The organism is Myxococcus sp. CA033 (assembly GCF_013336625.1).
Lineage (GTDB): Bacteria > Myxococcota > Myxococcia > Myxococcales > Myxococcaceae > Myxococcus > Myxococcus llanfairpwllgwyngyllgogerychwyrndrobwllllantysiliogogogochensis.
On the sequence record NZ_JABUMU010000001.1, the window covers coordinates 1,138,289 to 1,158,664 of the forward strand.

At 69.6% G+C, this 20,376-nt stretch carries 18 protein-coding genes; 9 read left to right on the plus strand and 9 right to left on the minus strand.

Features of this window, described 5'->3' with window-relative positions; all coding sequences use genetic code 11:
* Positions 1–23 precede the first annotated feature (23 nt).
* Genes HUA78_RS04500 through ftsE form a run of 3 tightly spaced genes read right to left on the minus strand, consistent with a single transcriptional unit; the run spans position 24 to position 2,736 of the window.
* On the minus strand, positions 24–1,148 hold the full coding sequence (locus tag HUA78_RS04500; RefSeq protein ID WP_174475724.1) for a murein hydrolase activator EnvC: 1,125 nt from the start codon (positions 1,146–1,148) through the stop codon (positions 24–26).
* Complete coding sequence (locus HUA78_RS04505) at positions 1,145–2,047, minus strand: ABC transporter permease (protein ID WP_141642859.1); 903 nt, start codon at positions 2,045–2,047, stop codon at positions 1,145–1,147. Before HUA78_RS04505 ends, HUA78_RS04500 begins: the two co-directional genes overlap by 4 nt.
* Positions 2,044–2,736: a cell division ATP-binding protein FtsE gene (gene ftsE / locus HUA78_RS04510; RefSeq protein WP_174461555.1), complete on the minus strand. Its 693-nt coding sequence runs from the start codon at positions 2,734–2,736 to the stop codon at positions 2,044–2,046. The genes HUA78_RS04505 and ftsE overlap by 4 nt, the downstream gene beginning before the upstream one ends.
* A 137-nt stretch (positions 2,737–2,873) precedes the next feature.
* Here ftsE and HUA78_RS04515 point away from each other — a divergent pair, with 137 nt between their 5' ends.
* Positions 2,874–4,331, plus strand: coding sequence for a DASS family sodium-coupled anion symporter (locus tag HUA78_RS04515; RefSeq protein WP_371745493.1), 1,458 nt, complete (start codon positions 2,874–2,876; stop codon positions 4,329–4,331).
* 63 nt (positions 4,332–4,394) lie between these two features.
* Here the strand turns inward: HUA78_RS04515 and HUA78_RS04520 are convergent, their stop codons facing one another.
* Entirely contained in the window at positions 4,395–4,955 is a 561-nt protein-coding gene (locus HUA78_RS04520; RefSeq protein WP_141642862.1) for a nickel-dependent hydrogenase large subunit, read from the minus strand.
* Positions 4,956–5,200: 245 nt separating this feature from the next.
* On the opposite strand from HUA78_RS04520, the gene carF reads away from it, so the two are divergent.
* The gene (carF, locus tag HUA78_RS04525) at positions 5,201–6,067 is read left to right on the plus strand and encodes a plasmanylethanolamine desaturase (protein WP_141642863.1); all 867 of its coding nucleotides are present in this window, start codon (positions 5,201–5,203) and stop codon (positions 6,065–6,067) included.
* Positions 6,068–6,184: 117 nt separating this feature from the next.
* Here the strand turns inward: carF and murI are convergent, their stop codons facing one another.
* Positions 6,185–7,000, minus strand: coding sequence for a glutamate racemase (murI, locus tag HUA78_RS04530; RefSeq protein ID WP_174453039.1), 816 nt, complete (start codon positions 6,998–7,000; stop codon positions 6,185–6,187).
* Positions 7,001–7,114: 114 nt separating this feature from the next.
* The gene (locus HUA78_RS04535) at positions 7,115–8,422 is read right to left on the minus strand and encodes a hypothetical protein (protein WP_174453038.1); all 1,308 of its coding nucleotides are present in this window, start codon (positions 8,420–8,422) and stop codon (positions 7,115–7,117) included.
* 170 nt (positions 8,423–8,592) lie between these two features.
* Between HUA78_RS04535 and HUA78_RS04540 the strand changes: the two genes are divergently transcribed.
* Genes HUA78_RS04540 through HUA78_RS04570 form a run of 7 tightly spaced genes read left to right on the plus strand, consistent with a single transcriptional unit; the run spans position 8,593 to position 15,335 of the window.
* Entirely contained in the window at positions 8,593–9,303 is a 711-nt protein-coding gene (locus HUA78_RS04540) for a MotA/TolQ/ExbB proton channel family protein (RefSeq protein ID WP_141642866.1), read from the plus strand.
* Between the two features lie 12 nt (positions 9,304–9,315).
* Complete coding sequence (gene tolR, locus HUA78_RS04545; RefSeq protein ID WP_141642867.1) at positions 9,316–9,789, plus strand: protein TolR; 474 nt, start codon at positions 9,316–9,318, stop codon at positions 9,787–9,789.
* 3 nt (positions 9,790–9,792) lie between these two features.
* Positions 9,793–10,578: an energy transducer TonB gene (locus HUA78_RS04550; RefSeq protein ID WP_174453037.1), complete on the plus strand. Its 786-nt coding sequence runs from the start codon at positions 9,793–9,795 to the stop codon at positions 10,576–10,578.
* Complete coding sequence (locus HUA78_RS04555; protein ID WP_141642869.1) at positions 10,575–11,870, plus strand: LpqB family beta-propeller domain-containing protein; 1,296 nt, start codon at positions 10,575–10,577, stop codon at positions 11,868–11,870. The genes HUA78_RS04550 and HUA78_RS04555 overlap by 4 nt, the downstream gene beginning before the upstream one ends.
* A gap of 50 nt (positions 11,871–11,920) precedes the next feature.
* On the plus strand, positions 11,921–13,105 hold the full coding sequence (locus HUA78_RS04560; RefSeq protein WP_174475725.1) for an aminotransferase class V-fold PLP-dependent enzyme: 1,185 nt from the start codon (positions 11,921–11,923) through the stop codon (positions 13,103–13,105).
* Positions 13,106–13,119: 14 nt separating this feature from the next.
* Positions 13,120–14,055, plus strand: a complete 936-nt coding sequence (locus tag HUA78_RS04565) for a Ppx/GppA phosphatase family protein (RefSeq protein WP_174475726.1) — start codon at positions 13,120–13,122, stop codon at positions 14,053–14,055.
* Entirely contained in the window at positions 14,052–15,335 is a 1,284-nt protein-coding gene (locus HUA78_RS04570) for an MFS transporter (protein WP_174453033.1), read from the plus strand. The genes HUA78_RS04565 and HUA78_RS04570 overlap by 4 nt, the downstream gene beginning before the upstream one ends.
* 63 nt (positions 15,336–15,398) lie before the next feature.
* Here HUA78_RS04570 and HUA78_RS04575 read toward each other — a convergent pair whose 3' ends face one another.
* Genes HUA78_RS04575 through HUA78_RS04585 form a run of 3 tightly spaced genes read right to left on the minus strand, consistent with a single transcriptional unit; the run spans position 15,399 to position 20,365 of the window.
* Positions 15,399–16,718: a lysophospholipid acyltransferase family protein gene (locus tag HUA78_RS04575; protein ID WP_174468730.1), complete on the minus strand. Its 1,320-nt coding sequence runs from the start codon at positions 16,716–16,718 to the stop codon at positions 15,399–15,401.
* A gap of 35 nt (positions 16,719–16,753) precedes the next feature.
* Positions 16,754–17,269: a hypothetical protein gene (locus tag HUA78_RS04580; RefSeq protein ID WP_174453031.1), complete on the minus strand. Its 516-nt coding sequence runs from the start codon at positions 17,267–17,269 to the stop codon at positions 16,754–16,756.
* A gap of 9 nt (positions 17,270–17,278) precedes the next feature.
* On the minus strand, positions 17,279–20,365 hold the full coding sequence (locus tag HUA78_RS04585) for a POTRA domain-containing protein (protein ID WP_174475727.1): 3,087 nt from the start codon (positions 20,363–20,365) through the stop codon (positions 17,279–17,281).
* Between the last annotated feature and the right edge of the window lie 11 nt (positions 20,366–20,376).

The window sequence follows — 20,376 nt, forward strand, 5'->3', positions numbered from 1 at the left end:
ACGAACCGTTTCGCCGCAACGCGTCATGACGCGGGGGCCAGCCAGGGTCCGGGGTCGACGGCCTGCCCGGACTTTCGGACCTCGAAGTAGAGGTACGAGCCCTTGAGCGAGCCCGTGTCTCCCACCTCGCCCACCACGTCACCGGAGGCCACGGCGGCGCCCAGCTCCAGGGCGATGGCGGACAGGTGGGCCATGAGCGTGTGGTAGCCGTCGCCGTGGTCGACGATGAGCAGGTTGCCGTAGCCCCGCAGCGAGCCCGCATAGACGACAGTGCCATCGGCGACGGCGACCACGGGCGTCCCGGTGGCGGCGCGGATGTCGAGCCCCTTCTGCACGGTGACGGTGTTGAAGCGCGGGTTGACGACCTTGCCGAACGCCACCTCGATGATGCCGCGCGTGGGCTGTGGCAGCTTGCCGCGCAGGGCTCCGAAGCCGTGCGTGGCGGGGGCTTCCTTCAGCTCGCGCACCACCAGGGTCAGCTCCGCGTCCGCCTGCTCCAGCTCCTTCACCGCGCGACGGGCCAGCTCGGCCTCGCCCGCGAGCGAGCCCACCACTTCCTCGAGCGCCTCATGCTGCGCGCGCGCCAGCCGCTCCTGTTCCTGGAGGAAGGTGACCCGCGCGGCCAGCGAGGTCTGGAGCCGCTTCAGCTCGAGCGTGGACTGCCGTTGTAGGTGCGCCACGCGCTGCACGCCGCGCAGCAGGTCCAAATCGCCCGACATGCTCGCCTCCAGCGCGCGGGCCCGCCACACCAGCGCGGCGAAGTCCTCCGCCGACAGGAGCACCTCCAGCGGCCGCCGTCGCATGACGCGGTAGAGGGTGCGCAGCCGGGGGGACAGTCGCCGCAGTTGCACGCGCAGCGCCTCGCGCAGCAGCACCTCCTCGCGCTCGGCCAGGATGACGCGCTTGCGGAACACCGCGAGGTCCGCCTCCAGGGCCCGCACGCGCCGCCGGGAGAAGGCGACCATCTCCTCCATCAGCTCCAGGCCCTCGAGCACCGTGAGCTTCTTCGACTCGACGAGCGCCAGCGTCGCGCGCTGGGCTGCGAGCTTCTCGCGCAGCGCGGACTGCTCCGCCTCCTCCAGCTTCTGCGCGTGCGCGGGGAGGCCGGCCAGCACCAGCGCCAGGGTGAGGACGAAGGAGCGGCTCATACGCGCAGGAAACGACCCACCGCGACGAAGCTGCCGCCCAGCCCCAGGCCGCACCCCGCGCCCACCAATTCCAGCACCAATCGCGGCTCCACCCATGGCGCGGCGACACCCGGGCCCAGCAGGAACGCGAACAGCGAGCCCAGCGTGGGCCCCACCAGCCGACCAAAGGCCCACAGCCCGAGCAACGCCACACCCGCGCCGAGCAACCCCTGGAGCAGTCCCTCCAGCAGGAAGGGCGCCTTGACGAAGCGGTCCGTGGCGCCGACCAGCTTCTGGATTTCAATCTCCTCGCGCCGCGAATAGATGGCGAGCTGGAGCGTGGCCGCGACGATGACCACGGTGGCGCCCAGCACCACCACGAAGGCCACCAGCGCGCCGAAGCGCAGGGCCCGGGCGATGGCCGTCAGTCGCTCCACGGCCTGCTCTCCGTAGTCCACGCCGGACACCCCGGGCAGCGCGCGCAGCTCCTTCGCCAGGGCCTGGAGCGCCTCGGGCGTGCGCTGCTCCGGAGGAACACGCAGCTCCAGCGCCGCGGGCAGCGGGTTCTCCGGCAGCTCCGACAGGGCCTCGCCCAAATCGCCCAGCTCGGTGCGAAGCCGCTCCAGCGCGGCATCCGGAGGCACCAGCGTCACCTGGCCCTGGCTGAGCTCCTCGACGCGGGCGCGCACGCCATGCGCCTCGTCCTGCCCCAGCTCCGGTGCCAGATACACCGTGACTTCGACTTCGCCGCCCAACGACGCAAGCAGGTTGTCCAACACCCGCGCACTGCCCCGCGCGAGCCCCGCGGAGAACAGGGCGATGGCGATGGTGGTCACCGCGATGAAGTGCACGAAGGGCGAGTGCTTGAGCCCCACCGCCGCCGAGCGCCAGAAGTACCGCGTCTTCGCCAGCGCGCTCATACCACCATCCGTCGCGCCGCCTTGACGCCGTCCTCGTCGGAGACAATCTGCCCGCGCTCCAGGCCCACCGTGCGCTTCTGGTAGCGCGACAGCAGCGTGGCGTCGTGCGTGGCCACCACCACCGTGGTGCCTCGGATGTTCACCTGGGTGAGCAGGTCCATGATTTCGACGGTGAGCGCGGGGTCCAGGTTACCGGTGGGCTCGTCCGCCAGGAGGATGGTCGGGTCATTGACCAGCGCCCGCGCGATGACCACGCGCTGCTGCTCTCCACCGGAGAGGCGCAGGGGGAACGAGTCCGCCTTGTGCTCCAGACCCACCAGCTTCAGCATCCGCCGCACCTTGTCGCGCGCTTCCGTGCGCGGCACGCCCAGCACGTCCAGCGTGAAGGACACGTTGTCCTCCACCGTCCGGTGCGGCAGCAGCTTGAAGTCCTGGAACACGACGCCGATGTTGCGGCGCAGGTACGGCACGGCGGACTCACGGATGCGGGCGATGTTGCGGCCCCCCACCAGAATCTGCCCCTTGGTGGCTTTCTCCGCGCAGAAGATGAGCTTGAGCAGCGTCGTCTTCCCCGCGCCGGAAGGGCCCGTGAGGAACACGAACTCGCCCTTCTCCACACTGAGGTTGATGTCCGAGAGCACCGGCGGATCACCGGGATACGCCTTGTAGACGTGGAAGAATTGAATCATGGCGCGGCGCGGGAGAGCGCCAACCTACCACGGCCGGGCGGGAGCGCCCCACGCACGCCGGGCCGCAGCCGGGGCTTTCCCCTCCCACCCCCGGCGCCACCTGTGCGACGGTGCCACGCCTTATGAGCGAGCAGGCCGTGCGGCGTGCGACAACGGGACAGTGGGTGGGACGCATCGCCGGGCCCGTGGCCGCCGCCCTCATCTACGGGATTCCCTCCGGTCTCCACACCCTGCCGGGCCTGGACCACCGCCCCGCCGCCGCGGCCGCCGTCGCCGCGTGGATGGCCCTCTGGTGGTTCACCGAGGCCGTCCCCATGGCGTGGACCGCGGTGCTCCCCGTGGCGCTCTTTCCACTGCTGGGCGTCTTCGACACGGACAACGTCGCCGTCGCGGTGGGACGCGCCACCCTGCCCTTCCTGGACCCCTACATCTTCCTCTTCATGGGCGGCATGGCCCTGGGCGCGGGCATGGAGCAGTGGGGCCTGCACCGGAGAATCGCCCTGCTCATCATGCGCGCCGTCGGCACCGGGCCGGAGCGGCTGCTGTTCGGCATGCTCGCGGCCACCGCCGCCGTGTCGCTCTGGATTTCCAACACCGCCACGGCGGTGATGATGGTGCCCATCGGCATGGCGCTGCTCTCCCAGCTCCGCGCCGCGGAAGGACGCCCCCTGGAGCACTTCGGCGCGGCGCTCATGCTGGCCGTCGCGTACGGCTCCAACATCGGCGGAATCGGCACCAAGATTGGCAGCCCCACCAACTCCGTCTTCGCGGGCGTGGTGTCGCGCCGGCTGGGCACCGACGTGGGCTTCGTCGAGTACATGGTCGCGGCCCTCCCCTTCGTCCTCATCTTCCTGCCGCTGACGTGGGCGGTGCTGTGGAGGTGGGCCCGTCGCGACAAGATGGGACCCGGCCAGGGCGGGGACGTCATCGACCGCGAGCTGGCCCAGTTGGGCCCCCTCTCACGGGGAGAGCGCACGGTGGGCCTCGTCTTCTTCGTGGCGGCGCTGTTGTGGATTTTCGGCGACCCGCTGCGCCAGGTGCTCGCCGGCCCCGTGGCCCACGCCTTCAACGGCTTCAAGCTGGGGGGCAAGCACTACGAGGCCATGGTGGCGATGGTCGGCGCGCTGACGCTGCTCGTGCTGGGGCGTCTGTCCGTGGCGGCCCTGCGGCGCGTGCCCTGGGACACGCTGCTCCTGCTGGGCGGCGGCTTCGCGCTGGCGGCGGGCATCGAGGCCAGTGGCCTGGCCTCGTGGATGACCTCGCGGCTGTCCGGCCTGGAGTCGCTGCCAGTCCTGGTGCAGCACGGCGTGGTCGCCAGCGCCACCATCCTGCTGTCGGCCATCGCCTCCAACACGGCCACGACGAACGTCATGCTCAACGTGCTGCCCGCCTCGCGGCCCCTGCTGGCGGTGAGCACCTTCGCGGCCTCGTGCGACTTCGCCCTGCCCGCGGGCACGCCGCCCAACGCCATCGTCTTCGGCAGCGGCGTGGTGCGCCTGCCGGTGATGATGCGCGTGGGAGTGCTGCTGGACCTGCTCGCCGCCGCGGTGCTCACGGTGTACGGAGCCACGTGGGTGCAGTGGGTGCTGCCCTAGTCTGGAACTGTCGACTGGCCGACACCGCGCTCCCGGGGCGAGACGCCACCAGGGAGTCGCGGGCTACTGGTCGCCTTCTCCGGCGAGGTAGCTGAGGATGACCTCGTCGAGGCTCTTCTCGGAGATGAGGTCCTCTCCGAACAGCGTCTCGACGCCAACCTCGTTGATCTTCGGCTTCTCCTTCAAGGCGCGAGCAGCGGCGACCTCGGGGGGAAGCGCGGGAGGCAGGGGCGCGACGGGAGCGACGACGACCGGCTTGGGCGCCATCGGCTGGCCGGGCTGCAGCTTCGCGTGGGCCTGTTCAGCCTCCGAGGCCAGCTGACCGGGCTGATAGTGCCGGACCGTGGACTCGAAGTTGTCGTACACGTTGTTGATGAGGTTGCGCAGCATCTCCTTGTGCTGCTCCTCCATCAACTCACGGACGACCTCCGCCAGATTCTCCGCGTTGAGGATGTCCGAGTAGGACGTCTTCTTGGACGCGAGGATGTTACCGCCCACGAACAGGTGGGTGATGATGTGGGGATTGTTGACGCCCGAGTCCTCGGTCTGGACGTGGTAAACCTTCCCCTTGTGCTTGATGTTGTGGTTGAAGCCGGTGACGGCCTTCTCGAAGGTTTTCGTCATTGCCGAGTGGGCGGACCGTACCAGCCGCTTCCCCACGACACAAGGTAAGCGTCAACCCCGCATGTCGCGCCAGGGGAGCCTGGCCGCTGACCCCGCGCATTTCTTGCGGACGACGCCCGCCTGCCATGCAGCCCACCCTTCATGTGAGAACGCGACCCCGGTCCGTTGAAAAGCCGAAAGCGGCTGGGGTACGTACAGAACATGCGGTGCGGTGGTCAGCGGCGCCAACGTCCAGGACTCCACGGATGAAGAAGACGAACGAGATCAAGAACAAGGTTCGCCTCCAGGACGCCCAGGTCCTGGCCGGAGGCTACTCACCCGCCATCCGCGCCATGGAGATTGGCGCCATCGTCAGCTTCATCGCGCTGGAGCTGTTCCTGGTGTACCGGCTCTACAACAACCCGCATGGCGGCCCGTGGCTGCTCCTGGGCGCGGTGCTGTTGGGCTACCTCGCCGCGGACTTCGTCTCCGGCTTCGTCCACTGGATGGGCGACACGTGGGGCTCCACGGAGATGCCGATTCTGGGCAAGGCCCTCATTCGCCCGTTCCGCGAGCACCACGTCGACGAGAAGGCCATCACCCGCCACGACTTCGTGGAGACCAACGGCAACAACTGCCTCATCTCCCTGCCCGTGGCCGTGGCCGCGGTGTCCATGCCGCTGAGCAGCTCCGGCTGGGTGTTCTGCGCCAGCTTCCTGGGCGCGATGATCTTCTGGGTGATGGCGACCAACCAGTTCCACAAGTGGTCGCACATGGACTCGCCGCCGGCCATCATCGGCTTCCTGCAGCGCGTGCACCTCATCCTGCCGCCGGCGCACCACCGCATCCACCACACCGCGCCCTTCAACAAGTACTACTGCATTACCGTGGGCTGGCTGAACTGGCCGCTCAACCTGGTGCACTTCTTCCCCCTGGCGGAGCGCCTCGTGACGCGTGTCACCGGCCTGGTGCCGCGCGAGGACGACATCGGTGACGAGGCCGCCCGCGCGCTCGTGGAGGCCCAGGTCGCCGCCGAGGCTCCCGTCGTCCAGGCCGCCAAGGAGCTGCTCACCAAGGCCACCACGCCGGAAGAAGCCCCGCCCGCCACGGCCACCACCCGCCCGTCCGCCTGAGCCGGCCCACGGGCGGAAGACGCCCGTGTTCCGATGACTCGAGCGAGGTCCACGCGATGGACCGCCGAGGGGTGAGGCCCGCGTGCCGCGCGGAGCGCCTCCCCCGACGCCAGGGACTCAGAACTTCAGGTCGACCTGCTCGGCGGCATCGATGGGCCTGCCGAGGAACCTCGCCCCCACTTCCATGAAGCGCTCGGGAACGTCAGTCACGTAGTACGCGTGAGACGGGGCACGCGTCGTCGCCGGCGCCAGCAGCTCCTTGCGAGCCAGCAGCGCCGCCACCGCCAGCGCGGTGGCCTCCGCCGAGTCCACCAGCGCGACCTGGGGCCCCACCACCTCCGCGATGACGCCCTTGAGCAGCGGATAGTGCGTGCAGCCGAGGACGAGCGTGTCCACGCCTTCCCGGGCGAACTCGCCCAGATACTCACGCGCCGTCAGCAGGGGCACGTCGCCCGTGGTCCATCCCTCCTCCGCCAGCGGCACGAAGAGCGGACAGGCGCGGGCCTTCACCCGCACCCCGGGGTTCGCCGTCTCCAGGGCGCGCTGATAGGCCCCGGAGCGGATGGTGCCCGGCGTACCGATGACGCCCACTCCGCCGCCTCGCGTGCGCTCCAGGGCCGCCTGGGCTCCTGGCTGGATGACGCCCACCACCGGCACCGGCAGCGCCGCCTCCAGCGCGGGCAGGGCCGCGGCGGAGGCCGTGTTGCACGCCACCACCAGCAGCTTGATGCCGCGCTCCAGCAGGAACTCCGCGTTCTTCAGCGAGTAGCGCGTCACCACCTCGCCGGACTTGGTGCCGTAGGGCACCCGGGCCGTGTCCCCCAGATACACCGTGCTCTCGTGGGGGAGGTGCTCCATGAGGGACTTGAGGACCGTGAGCCCTCCGACACCTGAATCAAATACGCCAATGGGACTGTGGCTGCCTTGCCGCATGTCCGGTGTCCCTATCACGTTTGATGCCAACGCCACGGGCTCCCCCGCAACGCGAAGAGGGCCGAGGCACGTGGCCCCGACCCTCTTCTTCACCCCACGAGCGAGCGGGCTCGACTACGGGAACAGCGACACCAGCGCGGCGCTGCTCGCTCCCGGGAATACGTGGCCATCGACATTGATGAACACGCTGTCGTTCACCGAGAAGTACTCCGTGCCGTTGCCCGCCTTCGCGTACATCTCCACCTCGTAGCGGCCCGGGCGGAGGAACTCGTAGACCACCGGCGCGTCGTTGCAGCCGTGCCGGTCACCGACGATGCCGTACACCAGCTCCCCAGTGAAGACATCGCGGAAGTTGATGGCCACCTCGGTGATGCCCGCCTGCGAGCAGCTCAGCGCGGAGCCACCGGCGCGCAGCTCCCACTTGATGGACGCCCCGCCAATCACCCACATCGGGGCCAGCACCTGCTTCGTCTCGCCGGACTGAATCGAGAACTGCGCGCTGTAATAATACCAGGGACGGTTCTGCCCATCGACGGCCACCAGCTGCAGGTCGTGGTTGCCGGCGTTCAGCGTGGGCGTGGTGACGCTGGCGCCCGAGCTGCCCTCCGAGCAGCTGAAGCGGACCCACTCGCCCCCATCGATGCGGGCCTCCACGTGCGTCACGCCGGCCTGCCCGCAGCCCAGCCTGCTCGACCCCTCCACGAACTCCCAGCGAATGGTGGCGCCGCTGCTCGTGGTGCGAAGGGTGGCGGTGTACGACGTCGGCTCGCCGTAGCGGGTGGAGAACCGCCCGCTGTGGGCGTACAGCGTGCGCTGCTGCGAGTCGAGGGCGACCAGCTCCAGGTCGTGCTCACCCGGGTCCAGGTACGGCGTCTTCACGCTGTTGCCGCCATGGCCCGCCGTGCAGTCGAAGCGCGCCCACTGCCCACCATCCACCCGGGCATCCACGAAGGCCACACCCGCCTGGTTGCAGTTCGGGTTGCCGCTGCTGGAGTTCGCCGGAAACAGCCAGTTCACGTACGCGAAGGACGGCGGGGCGCCCAGCGGCGCGAGGTCGATGCTCACCGTCACGTCGCCATCCACGCGGAAGGTGCCGCTCGCCTCGTAGAGCACCTCGTTGGTGTAGCTGATCGCCTCCACGTTGAAGCTGTAGATGCCCGGCGCGAAGTCGTGGAGGACGATGCCGTCGAAGCCGTTGGCCTGACACGCGTATTGGCCGTCGTTGGCCAGCCGTTCACCGGGAATCGTGATGTTGACGCCCTTGATGTCGCGGTCCTCGTCGCAGCGCAGTCCGCCGAAGGTCCAGCGGAACGTCGCGTCGCCCGGGTAGATGGGCTCGTCGTAGTCGTCTTCGCCGTGGATGATGCAGCCGGTGGAGACCGCCGCCAGGCAGAGGAGAGCGACCAGCAGTCTGGAGTTCATGGGGGGCAACCTGTCCGTGGGGTGTTGAGGTGTTCGGCCCGTTTCAGTCACCTCTGACGACCCTCTCCGGGAATTATTCATCCGTACGGCCAAGCAACTTCAAGCAGGCAACCGGCCCCCGTCCCCGTTTGTTTGACCCAGTTGTAGCGGAGTGTTACGCGCTCCACCTCATGACGCCCCACCTGCCCCTGGCGCTTGGCGCCATGAACTACGTGGAGATCATCCGCGACGCTTCCTTCATCGAGCTGGCCGTCCTGCTGCTCCTGATGGGTGTCTCCGTGGCTTCCTGGGCCCTCATCGCCATGAAGGCCACCCAGCTCGCCAAGGCCCGCGCACAGTCTCTCACCTTCCTCGACACCTTCTGGAAGGCGTCCCGGCTGGAGGCCATCTACCAGACGGCCCAGAAGCTCGACGCCTCGCCCCTGTCCAAGGTCTTCTGCGCCGGCTACGAGGAGCTGTCCAAGCTGGCCCAGGCCAAGGAAGGCGGCGCCGAGGGCGCCATGGCGGAGCGGCTGGGCGGAATCGAGAACGTGGAGCGCGCGCTGATGCGAGCCTCCACGTCGCAAATCACGGAGCTGGAGGCGCGGGTGTCGTTCCTGGGCACCGTCGGCGCGGCCTCGCCCTTCGTGGGCCTGTTCGGCACCGTCATCGGAATCCTCAGCGCCTTCAATCAAATCGCCGAGCAGGGCAATGCGACATTGGCCACGGTGGCGGCGCCAGTGGGCAACGCGCTGTTCGCCACGGCGGCGGGCCTGTTCGCGGCGATTCCGGCCGTGGTCGCCTACAACTCGTTCGTCAGCCGCATCAAGGTGTTCGACACGGAGATGTCGAACTTCTCCGCGGACTTCCTCAACATCATCAAGCGTCACTTCTTCCGCTAGGCGGGCGCGACCATGGGAATGGGCGGAGGCAATCGCAGTGGTGGCCGCACCACGATGAGCGAGATCAACGTCACGCCCATGGTGGACGTGATGCTGGTGCTGCTCATCATCTTCATGGTGACCGCGCCCCTCATCCAGCAGGGCGTGAAGGTGAACCTGCCGGAGACCAAGGCCGCGCCCGTGGAGGCCACGGAGAAGAAGGTGGTCCTCTCCATCGACGCGGGCAAGAAGGTCTACATCGGCGACGCCGAGGTGCCCCTGGAGGAGTTGGAGGCGAAGCTCGCCGCCAACGCCAAGGTGCAGGCCGATAAAGAAGTGTTCCTCCACGCCGACCGGGACGTGCCCTACGGCACCGTCGTGGAGGTCATGGCGGCCGCGCAGCGGGCGGGCATCAACAATGTGGGGATGATCACGGACCCTTCCACGGGGGCCAAGACGTCCAACACCTCGTCGACCTCGAAGAAGCCGAAGGAGGCGAAGCGCTAGCCCATGCACTCCGCGGTGAGCCACAGCCTGCTCGTCAATCGCTCCGCGCGGGTGTCGCCGTTCGTCATCGCGTCGGTGGTGGGGCACATCGCCCTGCTGCTCGCCGCGGTGCTGTATGCGCGCTTCAACGCATCGCCCCCGGTGGACCTCACGGCGCAGCCCATCCGCGCCACGCTGGTGCGCCTGGGCAAGCCCCGCGACGCCAAGCTCCTGCCGCGCAAGGAGCAGCCGCCACCGCCGCCCAAGCAGGTGAACGCGCCCAAGCCCGCGCCTGAAGCGCCGCCTCCGCCGTCCTCCGCCGCCGTCGCGGTGCCCATCCCCGGCGTCAAGCCGGAGCCCTCCTCCGCGCCCAAGCCCACGCCCGTGAAGGGTGAGAAGGAAGGCGAGGACCGCCGCAAGCGGCTCTTCGGCGCCTTCGACAAGACGGCCAAGGCGTCGCCGGATGAAGAGCCCGAGGGCGCCGAGGATGGAGACGCGGACGGCGACTCGGCCACCGCCGAGGGCGAGCGCTACTTCGGGATGCTCCAGGCACAGGTGCGGCGCAACTACAGCGTCGCGGACACCATCCCCGAATCGGAGCGTCTGCACCTCAAGGCGCTCGTCGCGCTGCGCCTGGGCCGCGCGGGCGAGGTGCTGGACGTGAGCCTCACCAAGCCCAGTGGCAACGATTTGTTCGACGCGGCGGTCCTCAACGCCGTGCGCAAGGCCTCACCCTTCTCGCCTCCTCCCGACCACCTCCGAGACGCGCTGCAGAAGAACGGCGTCAACCTGATGTTCAACGCCCTATGAAAGCCCTGCTCCTCTCCCTCGTCCTCGTGCCGCTCGCGGCATTCGCCCAGACGCCGACCATCGAAATCTCCGGCGCCAACTTCCGCCCGCTGCCCGTGGCGGTCCCCGCGCCCATCACCCAGAACGAGGGTGCCAAGGCGCAGGCCAACACGTTCGACACGGCGTTCAACTTCGACCTCGTGGCCTCCGGCATCCTCCAGGTGCTGGACCGCAAGAGCTTCACGGCCGACCCCAAGGAAGGCATGGCCGCCGGCACCATCACCTTCAGCCGCTGGGCGGACGTGGGCGCCGAGGCGCTCGTCAAGGTGTCGCTCGCGGACGACGCGGGCACGCTGCGCGGCGAGCTGCGCCTGTTCAACGTGGGCACCGGCCGCGAGGACCTCAAGGTCGCCAAGGACGCGCCGGCCAACAACCCGTCGCTGCTGGCCCACCGGCTGGCGGACGCGCTGTACCGGCACTTCACCCGCGAGCCCAGCCCCTTCCTGTCGCGCATCACCTACGTGCGCAAGGCGGGCAACAACCGCGACGTGGTGGTGGCGGACTGGGACGGCGGCAATCCCGTGTCGCTCACCAAGGGCGGCATCAACATCCTCCCCTCGCTGAGCCAGGACGGCGCGCAGGTGGCGTACACGTCCTACCGGAAGAACCGGCCGGACATCTGGGTGCAGCGTCCGGGTGGCGAAGCCCGCTCGGTGGTCTCCGCCGGGCAGATGGCCACCGGTGGCGCCTTCTCTCCGGACGGCAAGCGCCTGGCGTACTCGCTGGCCGAGGGAGAGAGCGCGCAAATCTACGTGTCCGGCGCCGACGGCAGCGGCGCGAAGGCCATCACTGACACGCCCTACGGCCTCAACACCAGCCCCGCGTGGTCGCCCGACGGCAAGCGCATCGCCTTCGTGTCCAACCGGGGTGGCAGCCCTCAAATCTACATCATGGGCGCGGATGGCTCGGGCGTGCGGCGCCTCACCTTCCAGGGCAACTACAACCAGACGCCGGACTGGTCTCCGCGCGGCGACCTCATCGTCTTCACCGCGCGCGACGAGCGCAACGCGTTCGACCTGTTCACCATCCACGTCGAGTCGGGCAAGGTGACGCGCCTGACGCAGGACCAGGGCAACAACGAGGAGCCCGCCTTCTCGCCCAACGGTCGGCTGGTGCTCTTCTCCACCACCCGGGCAGGCGGCTCGCAGCTGTTCGTGATGACGGCGGACGGCAACAACCAGCTCCCCCTCCGGGCGGAAAAGGGCACGCTGTTGACGCCCGACTGGGCGCCGCTCGCGGACGCGCAGCCGTAGGACTCGTGGCGCGTTGACAGGGGGCGCGTGCTCGGGTCCAGTTCCCGCGCATGAGCGCCCCCCTCCGTTCCCACTGGCGACTGGACCCCGAGGTCCTGTTCCTCAACCACGGCTCCTTCGGTGCGTGCCCCACCGCCGTGCTCCAGAAGCAGTCGGAGCTGCGCGCGCGCATGGAGGCCGAGCCCGTCCGCTTCCTCCACCGCGAAATCGAGCCGCTGCTGGACGAGGCCCGGGCCACGCTCGCCGACTTCGTCGACGCGGATGCGGAGGACGTGTCCTTCGTCGCCAACGCCACCAGCGGCGTCACCACGGTGCTGCGCTCGCTGCGCTTCGAGCCGGGTGACGAGCTGCTCACCACGGACCACGAATACAACGCCAGTCGCAACGCGCTGGACTTCGTCGCGGCGCAGTGGGGCGCGAAGGTCGTGGTGGCGAAGCTCCCCTGGCCCGTGACTTCCGCGCAGTCCATCGTGGACGTGGTGCTCGCGCATGTGACGCCCCGCACGCGCCTGTTCCTGGTGGACCACGTCTCCAGCCAGACGGCGCTGGTGATGCCCCTGGCCCGGCTCATCTCCGAGCTGCGAGCCAAGGGAATCGAGACGCTGGTGGACGGCGCGCACGGGCCGGGCATGGTGCCCCTGTCGCTGCGCTCGCTGGGCTCGGGCTACTACACGGGCAACTGCCACAAGTGGCTGTGCGCCCCCAAGGGCGCGGCCTTCCTCCACGTGCGCCGCGACCTGCAGGAGGGCATGACGCCCCTGGCGGTGAGCCATGGGCGCAACTCGCCCCGCACGGACCGCTCCCGCTTCCGGCTCCTCTTCGACTGGACGGGGACCATGGACCCCACCGCCGCGCTCTGTGTCCCGGAAGCGCTGCGAGTGGTGGGTGGCCTGCTACCCGGAGGCTGGCCCGAGGTGATGGCGGCCAACCGGAGCAAGGCCCTGGCCGCGCGCGCACTGCTGTGCGAGCGGATGAAGACCGCCCCCGCCTGCCCCGAGGACATGGTGGGCAGCATGGCGGTGGTCACCCTGCCCGCGGGCTACCCGGAGCAGCCCGAGCCGCCCCTCTACCTGGACCCGGTCCACCTTCGCCTGTTCGACGAGTACCGCATCGAGGTGCCCATCGTCGCCTGGCCCAAGCCGCCCCACCGTCACGTCCGCGTGTCCGCGCAGCTCTACAACACGCCGGAGGAGTACCGGGCGCTGGCGGATGCTTTGGAAGCGCTCCTGCGTTGAGTAGGCTTGCGCGCATGCCGCGATTCGCCACCATCGATATCGGTACCAACTCCGTGCTGTTGCTGGTCGCGGAACGCACGGCGGAGGGCCGCTTCGAGGCCGTCCGGGAGCGCGCGGAAATCACCCGGCTGGGCCGTGGCGTGGACGCCACCCGTCGGCTGTCGGCGGAGGGCATGGAGGCCACGCTTTCGGTGCTGGAGGCCTTCGCGCGCGAGGCGCGGGAGCTGGGCGCGGAGGACATCGCGGTGTCCGCCACCAGCGCGGCACGCGACGCGAGCAACGGCGCGGAGTTCCTCTCCGCCGCGAAGGAGCGCGCGGGCGTCACGGTGGAAATCATCTCCGGGCAACTGGAGGCGCAGCTGTCCTTCGCCGCGGTGTACTCGGACTTCGCGGGCGAGGCGGCGGGGCCCCTGCTGGTGCTGGACATCGGCGGAGGCTCCACGGAGTTCATCTTCGGCAACCCCGCGGGCCACGTGGAGTTTCGGCACAGTTTCGACGTGGGCGCGGTGCGGCTCACCGAGCGCTTCGTGCGCTCCGACCCGATGTCCCCCGAGGACCGGGCGCGCATCGAGTCGCACCTTCGCGACACCTTCAAGACGCTGCCCCCTCCACCTCCCGCCTCGGGGCTGGTGGGCGTCGCGGGCACGGTGACAACGCTGTACGCGGTGCGACACGCCATCGACCCGTATGACGCGGAGCGGGTGCATGGCGGCACGCTGTCCGTGGGCGAGCTGACCGCGCTGGCGGACCGGCTGTGCCAGATGCCACTGGAAGAGCGCAGAGCGCTGCCGGGCATGCAGCCCAAGCGCGCGGACGTCATCCCCGCGGGCGCCATCATCCTGCTGGAGTCGGTGAGGGCGCTGGGATTGGACGGATGCCGCGTGAGTGACAGGGGCTTGAGGTGGGGACTGCTCGCGCACCGCTTCGGAGCCGGGGCGGCCCGGTCATGAGCACGTCTTCCGTGAGCCTCTCCCCTTCCCCGACCACCGCGCCCATCGCTCCCGCGGCGAATGCCGGGTACGCGCTGCTCGTCCTCACGCTCATCAACCTGGTCAACTACCTGGACCGGTACATCGTCGCGGTGGCGCTGCCGGGCATCCAGAAGGAGTTCGGCATCAACGACACCCAGGCGGGGCTGCTGGGCACCATGTTCATCGTGGTGTTCATGCTGGCCTCCCCGGTGGGTGGCTTCCTGGGTGACAGGTATCCACGCCGGCTGCTGGTGGCGGGCGGGGTGTTGCTGTGGAGCCTCGCGACGGGGGCGAGTGGACTGGCCACGTCCTTCATCGCGCTGCTCGTCGCGCGCGCGGTGATTGGCATCGGTGAGGCGGGCTATGGCGCGGTGGCGCCGAGCATCATCTCCGACCTGTACCCGCGCGAGCAGCGCACCCGGATGCTCGCGTTCTTCTACATCGCCATTCCGGTGGGCGCAGCGGCGGGCTACGGGCTGGGCGGGTGGCTGACGCAGGCTTATTCGTGGCACGTGGCCTTCTTCGCGGGAGGCGTGCCGGGCCTGATTCTGGGGGCCCTGGCCTTCTTCATGCCGGAGCCGAAGCGCGGGGCCATGGATGGTCCGGACGCGGCGGCGAAGCTGCCCTTCATGGTGGGGCTCAAGGGACTGGGTCGCAACGCGGCCTTCTGGGCGGTGACGGCGGGCTACACGCTGATGACGTTCTCCATTGGCGGACTGGGCTTCTGGATGCCGACCTATCTGGTGCGCGAGCGAGGGATGGCGGCGGACAGCTCCGGCTTCATCTTCGGCGCGATTACGGCGGTGGCGGGCCTGCTGGGGACGGTGGCCGGCGGATGGCTGGGCGACAAGATGGACCGCAAGCGCGAGGGTGGTGGACTGTGGATGTCCGGCATCGGCCTCTTGCTGGCGGCGCCGTGCATGTACCTCGCCGTCAACCTGAAGGACGTGGGACCCGCGCTCGCGGCGATGGGCGTGGCGCAGTTCCTCATCTTCCTCAACAGCGGCCCCATCAACGCCGCCATCGTCAACTGCGTGCCACCCGCGTTCCGCGCCTTCGCCATGGGGCTGAACGTGCTGTGCATCCACCTGCTGGGGGACGCGATTTCGCCCACGCTCATCGGCAACATCGCCGACGCGGCGAACCTGCGCACCGCCATCGCCGTGAATGCCCTGCCCGTGCTGCTGGGCGGCGTGGCCCTGCTCATCGGCGCACGGCTGTTCCGCGAGGCCGTGCCGCGAGAGCGCGCTACGGCCTGACGGCTGGGTGCCCTACCCGGGGCGCACCCCTCCGCATCCGGATGCTGCGGTGCGGAGAGCGCGCTACCGCCTGACGGTGGCGTCGACCTTCGGCCGGTACTCTTCCGCCAGTCGCTCCACCTCCGCGGCCAGCCGCTCTCCGTCGGAGAGCAGCAGGGCCTTGAGGCGCGCGCGGTTGCCCAGCGTGAAGAACACGTCGATGTCCCGCCGGAGCACATCCCAGCGCTCCGCGAAGTAGAGCGTGAACAGCGCCAGGGGCGGCACGATGAGGAAGGTCGGGAGCGCCCAGAAGGTGCCTCCCCACAATCCCGCGGCGACAGTGAGCGCGGCCCACCACACGAGCGCCACGACAAAGGCCGTGAGGAACTTCACCGTCGCCTGCACGTCGAGTTCGGCCTTGCGGCTGGCCACCCTGGGCACCTGGTAGGGCAGCCAGAAGAGCACCAGTCCCAGCGCGAAGAGCGGCAGGCCGAACACCAGCGCCAGCAGGTTCTTCACGACGAAGGGGACGACGTTGCCTGTGCGGTAGACGAGCGCGAGGTCCTTGGGCCCTTCCGCGTGCACCAGCGATAGACGACGCTGGAAGGACGCGAGATGGGTGCGCACGTCCTCGAACCGCTCGGGCTCCTGGGCGCGGAACAGTTGCACCCCACGCGCCCACAGGCGCAGCCGCTCCGCGTCCAGCGTTCCCCCCTGCTTGAAGGAGAAGAGCTGCTCGGCGAGCTGCACGAGCGGCAGGTCCGCCCACTCTTCCAGGTTGAGCGTCACGGCGCGGAGCCCCTCCGCGATGCGCTCGGTCAGGGCGCGCACGGAATCAGGTTCCGAGGCGGCATCCGCGGGGAGGAAGGTGGCCACTTCGATGGCGGGGCCCACGTCGATGAGCACCTCACTGCGGAAGACGTGCTTCTCCGCGTAGGTGAGGCCCACGGGAACGATGCGCACCGGGGCACCTTCCTTCGCGGCACTCAGCGCGATGCGCGAGGCCCCCGTCTTCAGCTCCGCCAGGCCGGGCTCGGAGTGGCTCTTCCCCTCGGGAAAGATGGTGATGGCGCGGCCTTGCACGAGCGCGCCCTTGGCGGCGTCGAGCGTGCCCTCGTTGCCTCCCATCTTCGTCGGGTCATCCTGCTTGCGGTACACGGGCAGCGCATCGAGTCCCTTGAGCAGCCAGCCGAGGACGGGCATGCGGAACAGCGGCGCCTTCGCCAGGAACGTCACCTTGCGGCGCGTGAGGATGAAGACCAGGGCCGGGTCGATGAGGCCATTGGGGTGGTTGCCCACGAACAACACCGGGCCCTCCGGCTCGGCGCCGGGTGCATTCACCTTCACCCGGTAGAAGAGTCGCAGACACACCGCCACCACGGCCCGGACGCACGCGTAGAACACGTCCCGGACTGTACCTCACGGGAGGGCGCGACAGCTCACGGGTACTGGTCCACGACGAGGATGACGCCCGTGTTGTCCTGCACGACGGAGAAGCCCTTCATCGGGCTCGGGTAGGCAATCAGCCCCTCGCCGTCACGGTCCCACCGCGCATCCAACAGGATGCCGCAGAACGGCACCGACATCGCGCCGCTCTCCGGCAGGAACACCCGGTCATAGCGACCGAACACCCGGTGCTTCGTCACGTACAACCGTCCACCGATGCGCGCGCCGGGCAGCTTCTTCTCCCCGTCGTCCCGAGGCAGCGCAATCACGAAGCTGTAGTTGTACCGGGCGGGACCCGGATGGTCCTGGATGGCATCGACAATGACGGGGACCTTGTCCCCTGGCTTCAACCCCAGCCGCTCCATCTGGACGAGCGCGCCCTTCGGACACGTCCCCTCCGGAGGCATCCACTTGGGGCGCTCCGGCTTCATCGCCGCGTCCTCCGTGTGGCCGCACCCCACGCCCCACGCCACCACCACCAGCGCCGTCAGCCATGCGGACCCGCGCATCCCGCCTCCTCAGAACGTACCGATGCTGAAGTGGAACTGCGTCCGCGCCTCGTTCACTTCCTCATCCGGGTCCAGGTTGAAGCCCACGTCGAACGCCAGCGGGCCCACCGGCGTCACGTACCGCAGGCCCACACCCGCCGCGTAGCGCAGTCGCTCAAAATCCAACCGCGTCCGGTCCAACCACAGGTTGCCCGCCTCGAGGAACAGCCCCAGGTCCAGCGACGTGAGCGCCGGCACCCGCAGCTCCGCCTTGCCCAGCGTGAAGAGCTCACCGCCCTGGCTCCCCGGCACCTGCCCCGCGAGCACCGCCTTCAGCTCTCCCGAGCACCCCGACGGGCTGATGAGTGAGCGGCAATCCCGCAGCCGCTGATGCAGCGCCTCGCGCACGTCCTCCGGCAACACACCGTCCTCGCGGAAGCCGCGCAGGCTCGACGAGCCGCCCAGGTAGAACAACTTCGAGCCGATGGTCTGCGCGCCCGGCTCCAGCGGGACGATGGTCCCCGCGCGCGCCGACAGCGCCAGACTCGCCCTGCGTCCCAGGGGGATGTAGCCACTCAGGTTGCTCGCCAGCTTCACGCTGTTGATGGGGAACGCCGCCACGGCATTGCCCGCCACGTCCGTGGGCTTCACGCTGATGCCTCGCGTGAGCTCCGCGCTGCTGATGAGCACCAGGCCGCGCCGGGGATTCGCCGGGTCGTCCCGGAAGTCGAGGGTGATGGACGGCCGCAGCGAATGCAGCGCGAAGTCGCCGTAGGGGTAGCGCAGCCGCTCCTGGTCGGCGCGGTTGAGCAACTCCAGCACGCCGGCGCGCGAGCGCAGCCGGTTGTTCTCCACTTCGTACGACAGCGAGGCGTTGAACCAGGACGTCACCGCCCAGTCGAGCGCCGCGGCCGCCGCGAATCGCGCGGACACATACGAGGGCCGGTGCACGCGCTCGGCAATCAAATCCAGTCGCGCGCCCACTTCGAACGGCAGCAGGAAGTACAGGCGCGGCTGCGACAGCGCCAGGTTGCCACGACCTCCCAGGCCCGCCAGCCCCTGAAGCTCCACGTCACAGCCCGCGGAGGCCGCGCCTCCGGACTGCTGACAGGCGATGCGCCGGTCCGCGGACAGCGCCTCCGCGCTCCAGCCCGCGTAGTTCACCTTCCCGCGGGCCAGCAGGCTCAAGCCCAGCCCATCGAGATTGCGATACGTCGTGTCCAGGGTGATGCGAGGACCGTCGACGAGGAAGTAGCCACCGGAGACCTGCCCATCCAGGCGCGGCCGCTCGTGCACCGTCACCACGATGTCCTTGGACGGCTCGCGGCGAGTCGGGTCCGCGAGCGAGACATCCACCTGTCGGAACAACCCCAACCGGGCCAGTCGACGCTGGCCCTCCGTCAGCGCCTCCAGCGCGAGCGGCTGCCCTTCCTCCAGGTTGAGGTTGGCCATGATGAGGTCCGGGTCCGTGCGCGTCAGCCCCTGCACCAGCACCTTGCCCACCTTCACCTGGGGCCCCGCGTCCGCGCGGAACACCACCGTCGCCGCCCGTCCGTCCTCTCCAACAGACGACTCCGTGGTGACGCGGGCGAAGAGATATCCCTGCTGCCCCAACCCTCGCTCCAGGGACAGGCGCGCCGCCTCCACCGCCTCGAAGCTCAGGGGCAGGCCCTTGTGCACCCCCACCCCCGCCCCCGTCGAGAGCCGCGCCGTACCTTCCGGCAGCCCCTCGTAGCGGACCTCCGTCACGCGCGCCTGCGGCCCTTCCTCCACGTCGAAGTCCGCCACCGCCGTCCGCGTGCGCGCATCCACCGTCAGCCCACGGAACACCACGGACGAGGACAGGAAGCCCCGCTCGCGGTACGCCTCGTTCATCGCCTCCGTCGCCTCCAGCCACGCCTCTTCCACGTAGACCGTGGACGGGTCCGGCACGGGCTCCATCGCCGCGGCGCGACGGCCATGGCGACCCTCCGCATCCAGCGGGTCGTCCTGGAGTCGCAGGTCCAGCTCCGGCTGGAGTTCGCCCGCGCGAATGCGCTCCGCGAGGAACTCCCTCAGCGTCCCCGAGCCGAGCGAGGCGTTGCCATGGAAGCGGACCTCGTTGACGCGCAGGGGCTGGCCCTCGTCCACGTCGAAGGCCAGCACGGCCACCTCTCCGTCCGGCCGTACCACCTCGCGCGAGCGCACCTTCGCGTCGTGGAAGCCACGGTGCCGGTAGAAGGACTCCACCCGCCGCGCCAGCCGTCCCGCCACCACCTCGTCGAGCGGCTCCGCGGCGTCATGCGCCAGCACACCCTCCAGAATCTCCGCGGAGAAGCGGTGGTTGCCATGGAAGCGCAGCGAATACCGAGGCCCCGCGGACAAAGGCACCGCCACCGAGGCGGAGCTGCCCTCCACGAGCACCGAGGGCGTACCCACCTGGGCTCTCCAGTGGCCCGACTCACGCAACAGCGCACGCAACTGGTCCAGCCCCGACTCCAGCCGCGCCCGGTCGAACACGTCGCCCGGCGGCATCGCCAGCACTTCCAGCAGGCGCGGCAGCGGCAGCCCCGGGCTGCCCGAGAAGCTCACCTGTCGCACGCGCGTCGGCTGGCCCTCGGAGACGAGGAGCAACACCGCCACGCCGTCCGTCACCGGCTCCTGCCGCGCCGTCACCTTCACGGAGTCGTAGCCCTTGCGCTGGTACGCCTGGAGCACGGAGGACACCGCCCCCTCCAGCTCCTCGCCATCCAGGGGGCCGCCCTCCAGGAGGCCACTGGCATCCAGCAGCTCGCCGTCCGACAGCACCGCGTTGCCTTCGAAGCGCAGCCGCGCGAGCCTCGACACGGGCGTGAGCTGGAACACCAGGCGCACCCCACCGGGCACGTCCACCACGCTCGCCACCACGTCCGCGAAGCGCCCCGTGGCCCACAGTCGCTCCACCGAGCGGCGCACGGCCGCGGGCGTCAGCAACTGGCCCTTGCGCACCGCCACCAGTCCGCTGAGCCCCTGTCCGTCCACACCGCCCGGCAGATGCAGCTCCACGGCCACCACTTCCGGCCCGGGAACGTCGACCTCGCGAAGCTGGGCTCGCGCCAGGCCCGCGCACAGGACGCAGAGCCCCAGTGCCAGCGCCATGGCGGCGCGGG

Coding starts and splice junctions, on each gene's coding strand:
- HUA78_RS04585 (WP_174475727.1), bottom strand. CDS start 20,365: ATGGCGCTGGCACTGGGGCTCTGCGTCCTGTGCGCGGGCCTGGCGCGA.
- HUA78_RS04555 (WP_141642869.1), top strand. CDS start 10,575: ATGAAAGCCCTGCTCCTCTCCCTCGTCCTCGTGCCGCTCGCGGCATTC.
- HUA78_RS04560 (WP_174475725.1), top strand. CDS start 11,921: ATGAGCGCCCCCCTCCGTTCCCACTGGCGACTGGACCCCGAGGTCCTG.
- murI (WP_174453039.1), bottom strand. CDS start 7,000: ATGCGGCAAGGCAGCCACAGTCCCATTGGCGTATTTGATTCAGGTGTC.
- HUA78_RS04540 (WP_141642866.1), top strand. CDS start 8,593: ATGACGCCCCACCTGCCCCTGGCGCTTGGCGCCATGAACTACGTGGAG.
- HUA78_RS04500 (WP_174475724.1), bottom strand. CDS start 1,148: ATGAGCCGCTCCTTCGTCCTCACCCTGGCGCTGGTGCTGGCCGGCCTC.
- HUA78_RS04580 (WP_174453031.1), bottom strand. CDS start 17,269: ATGCGCGGGTCCGCATGGCTGACGGCGCTGGTGGTGGTGGCGTGGGGC.
- carF (WP_141642863.1), top strand. CDS start 5,201: ATGAAGAAGACGAACGAGATCAAGAACAAGGTTCGCCTCCAGGACGCC.
- HUA78_RS04570 (WP_174453033.1), top strand. CDS start 14,052: ATGAGCACGTCTTCCGTGAGCCTCTCCCCTTCCCCGACCACCGCGCCC.
- ftsE (WP_174461555.1), bottom strand. CDS start 2,736: ATGATTCAATTCTTCCACGTCTACAAGGCGTATCCCGGTGATCCGCCG.
- tolR (WP_141642867.1), top strand. CDS start 9,316: ATGGGAATGGGCGGAGGCAATCGCAGTGGTGGCCGCACCACGATGAGC.
- HUA78_RS04565 (WP_174475726.1), top strand. CDS start 13,120: ATGCCGCGATTCGCCACCATCGATATCGGTACCAACTCCGTGCTGTTG.
- HUA78_RS04520 (WP_141642862.1), bottom strand. CDS start 4,955: ATGACGAAAACCTTCGAGAAGGCCGTCACCGGCTTCAACCACAACATC.
- HUA78_RS04535 (WP_174453038.1), bottom strand. CDS start 8,422: ATGAACTCCAGACTGCTGGTCGCTCTCCTCTGCCTGGCGGCGGTCTCC.
- HUA78_RS04505 (WP_141642859.1), bottom strand. CDS start 2,047: ATGAGCGCGCTGGCGAAGACGCGGTACTTCTGGCGCTCGGCGGCGGTG.
- HUA78_RS04550 (WP_174453037.1), top strand. CDS start 9,793: ATGCACTCCGCGGTGAGCCACAGCCTGCTCGTCAATCGCTCCGCGCGG.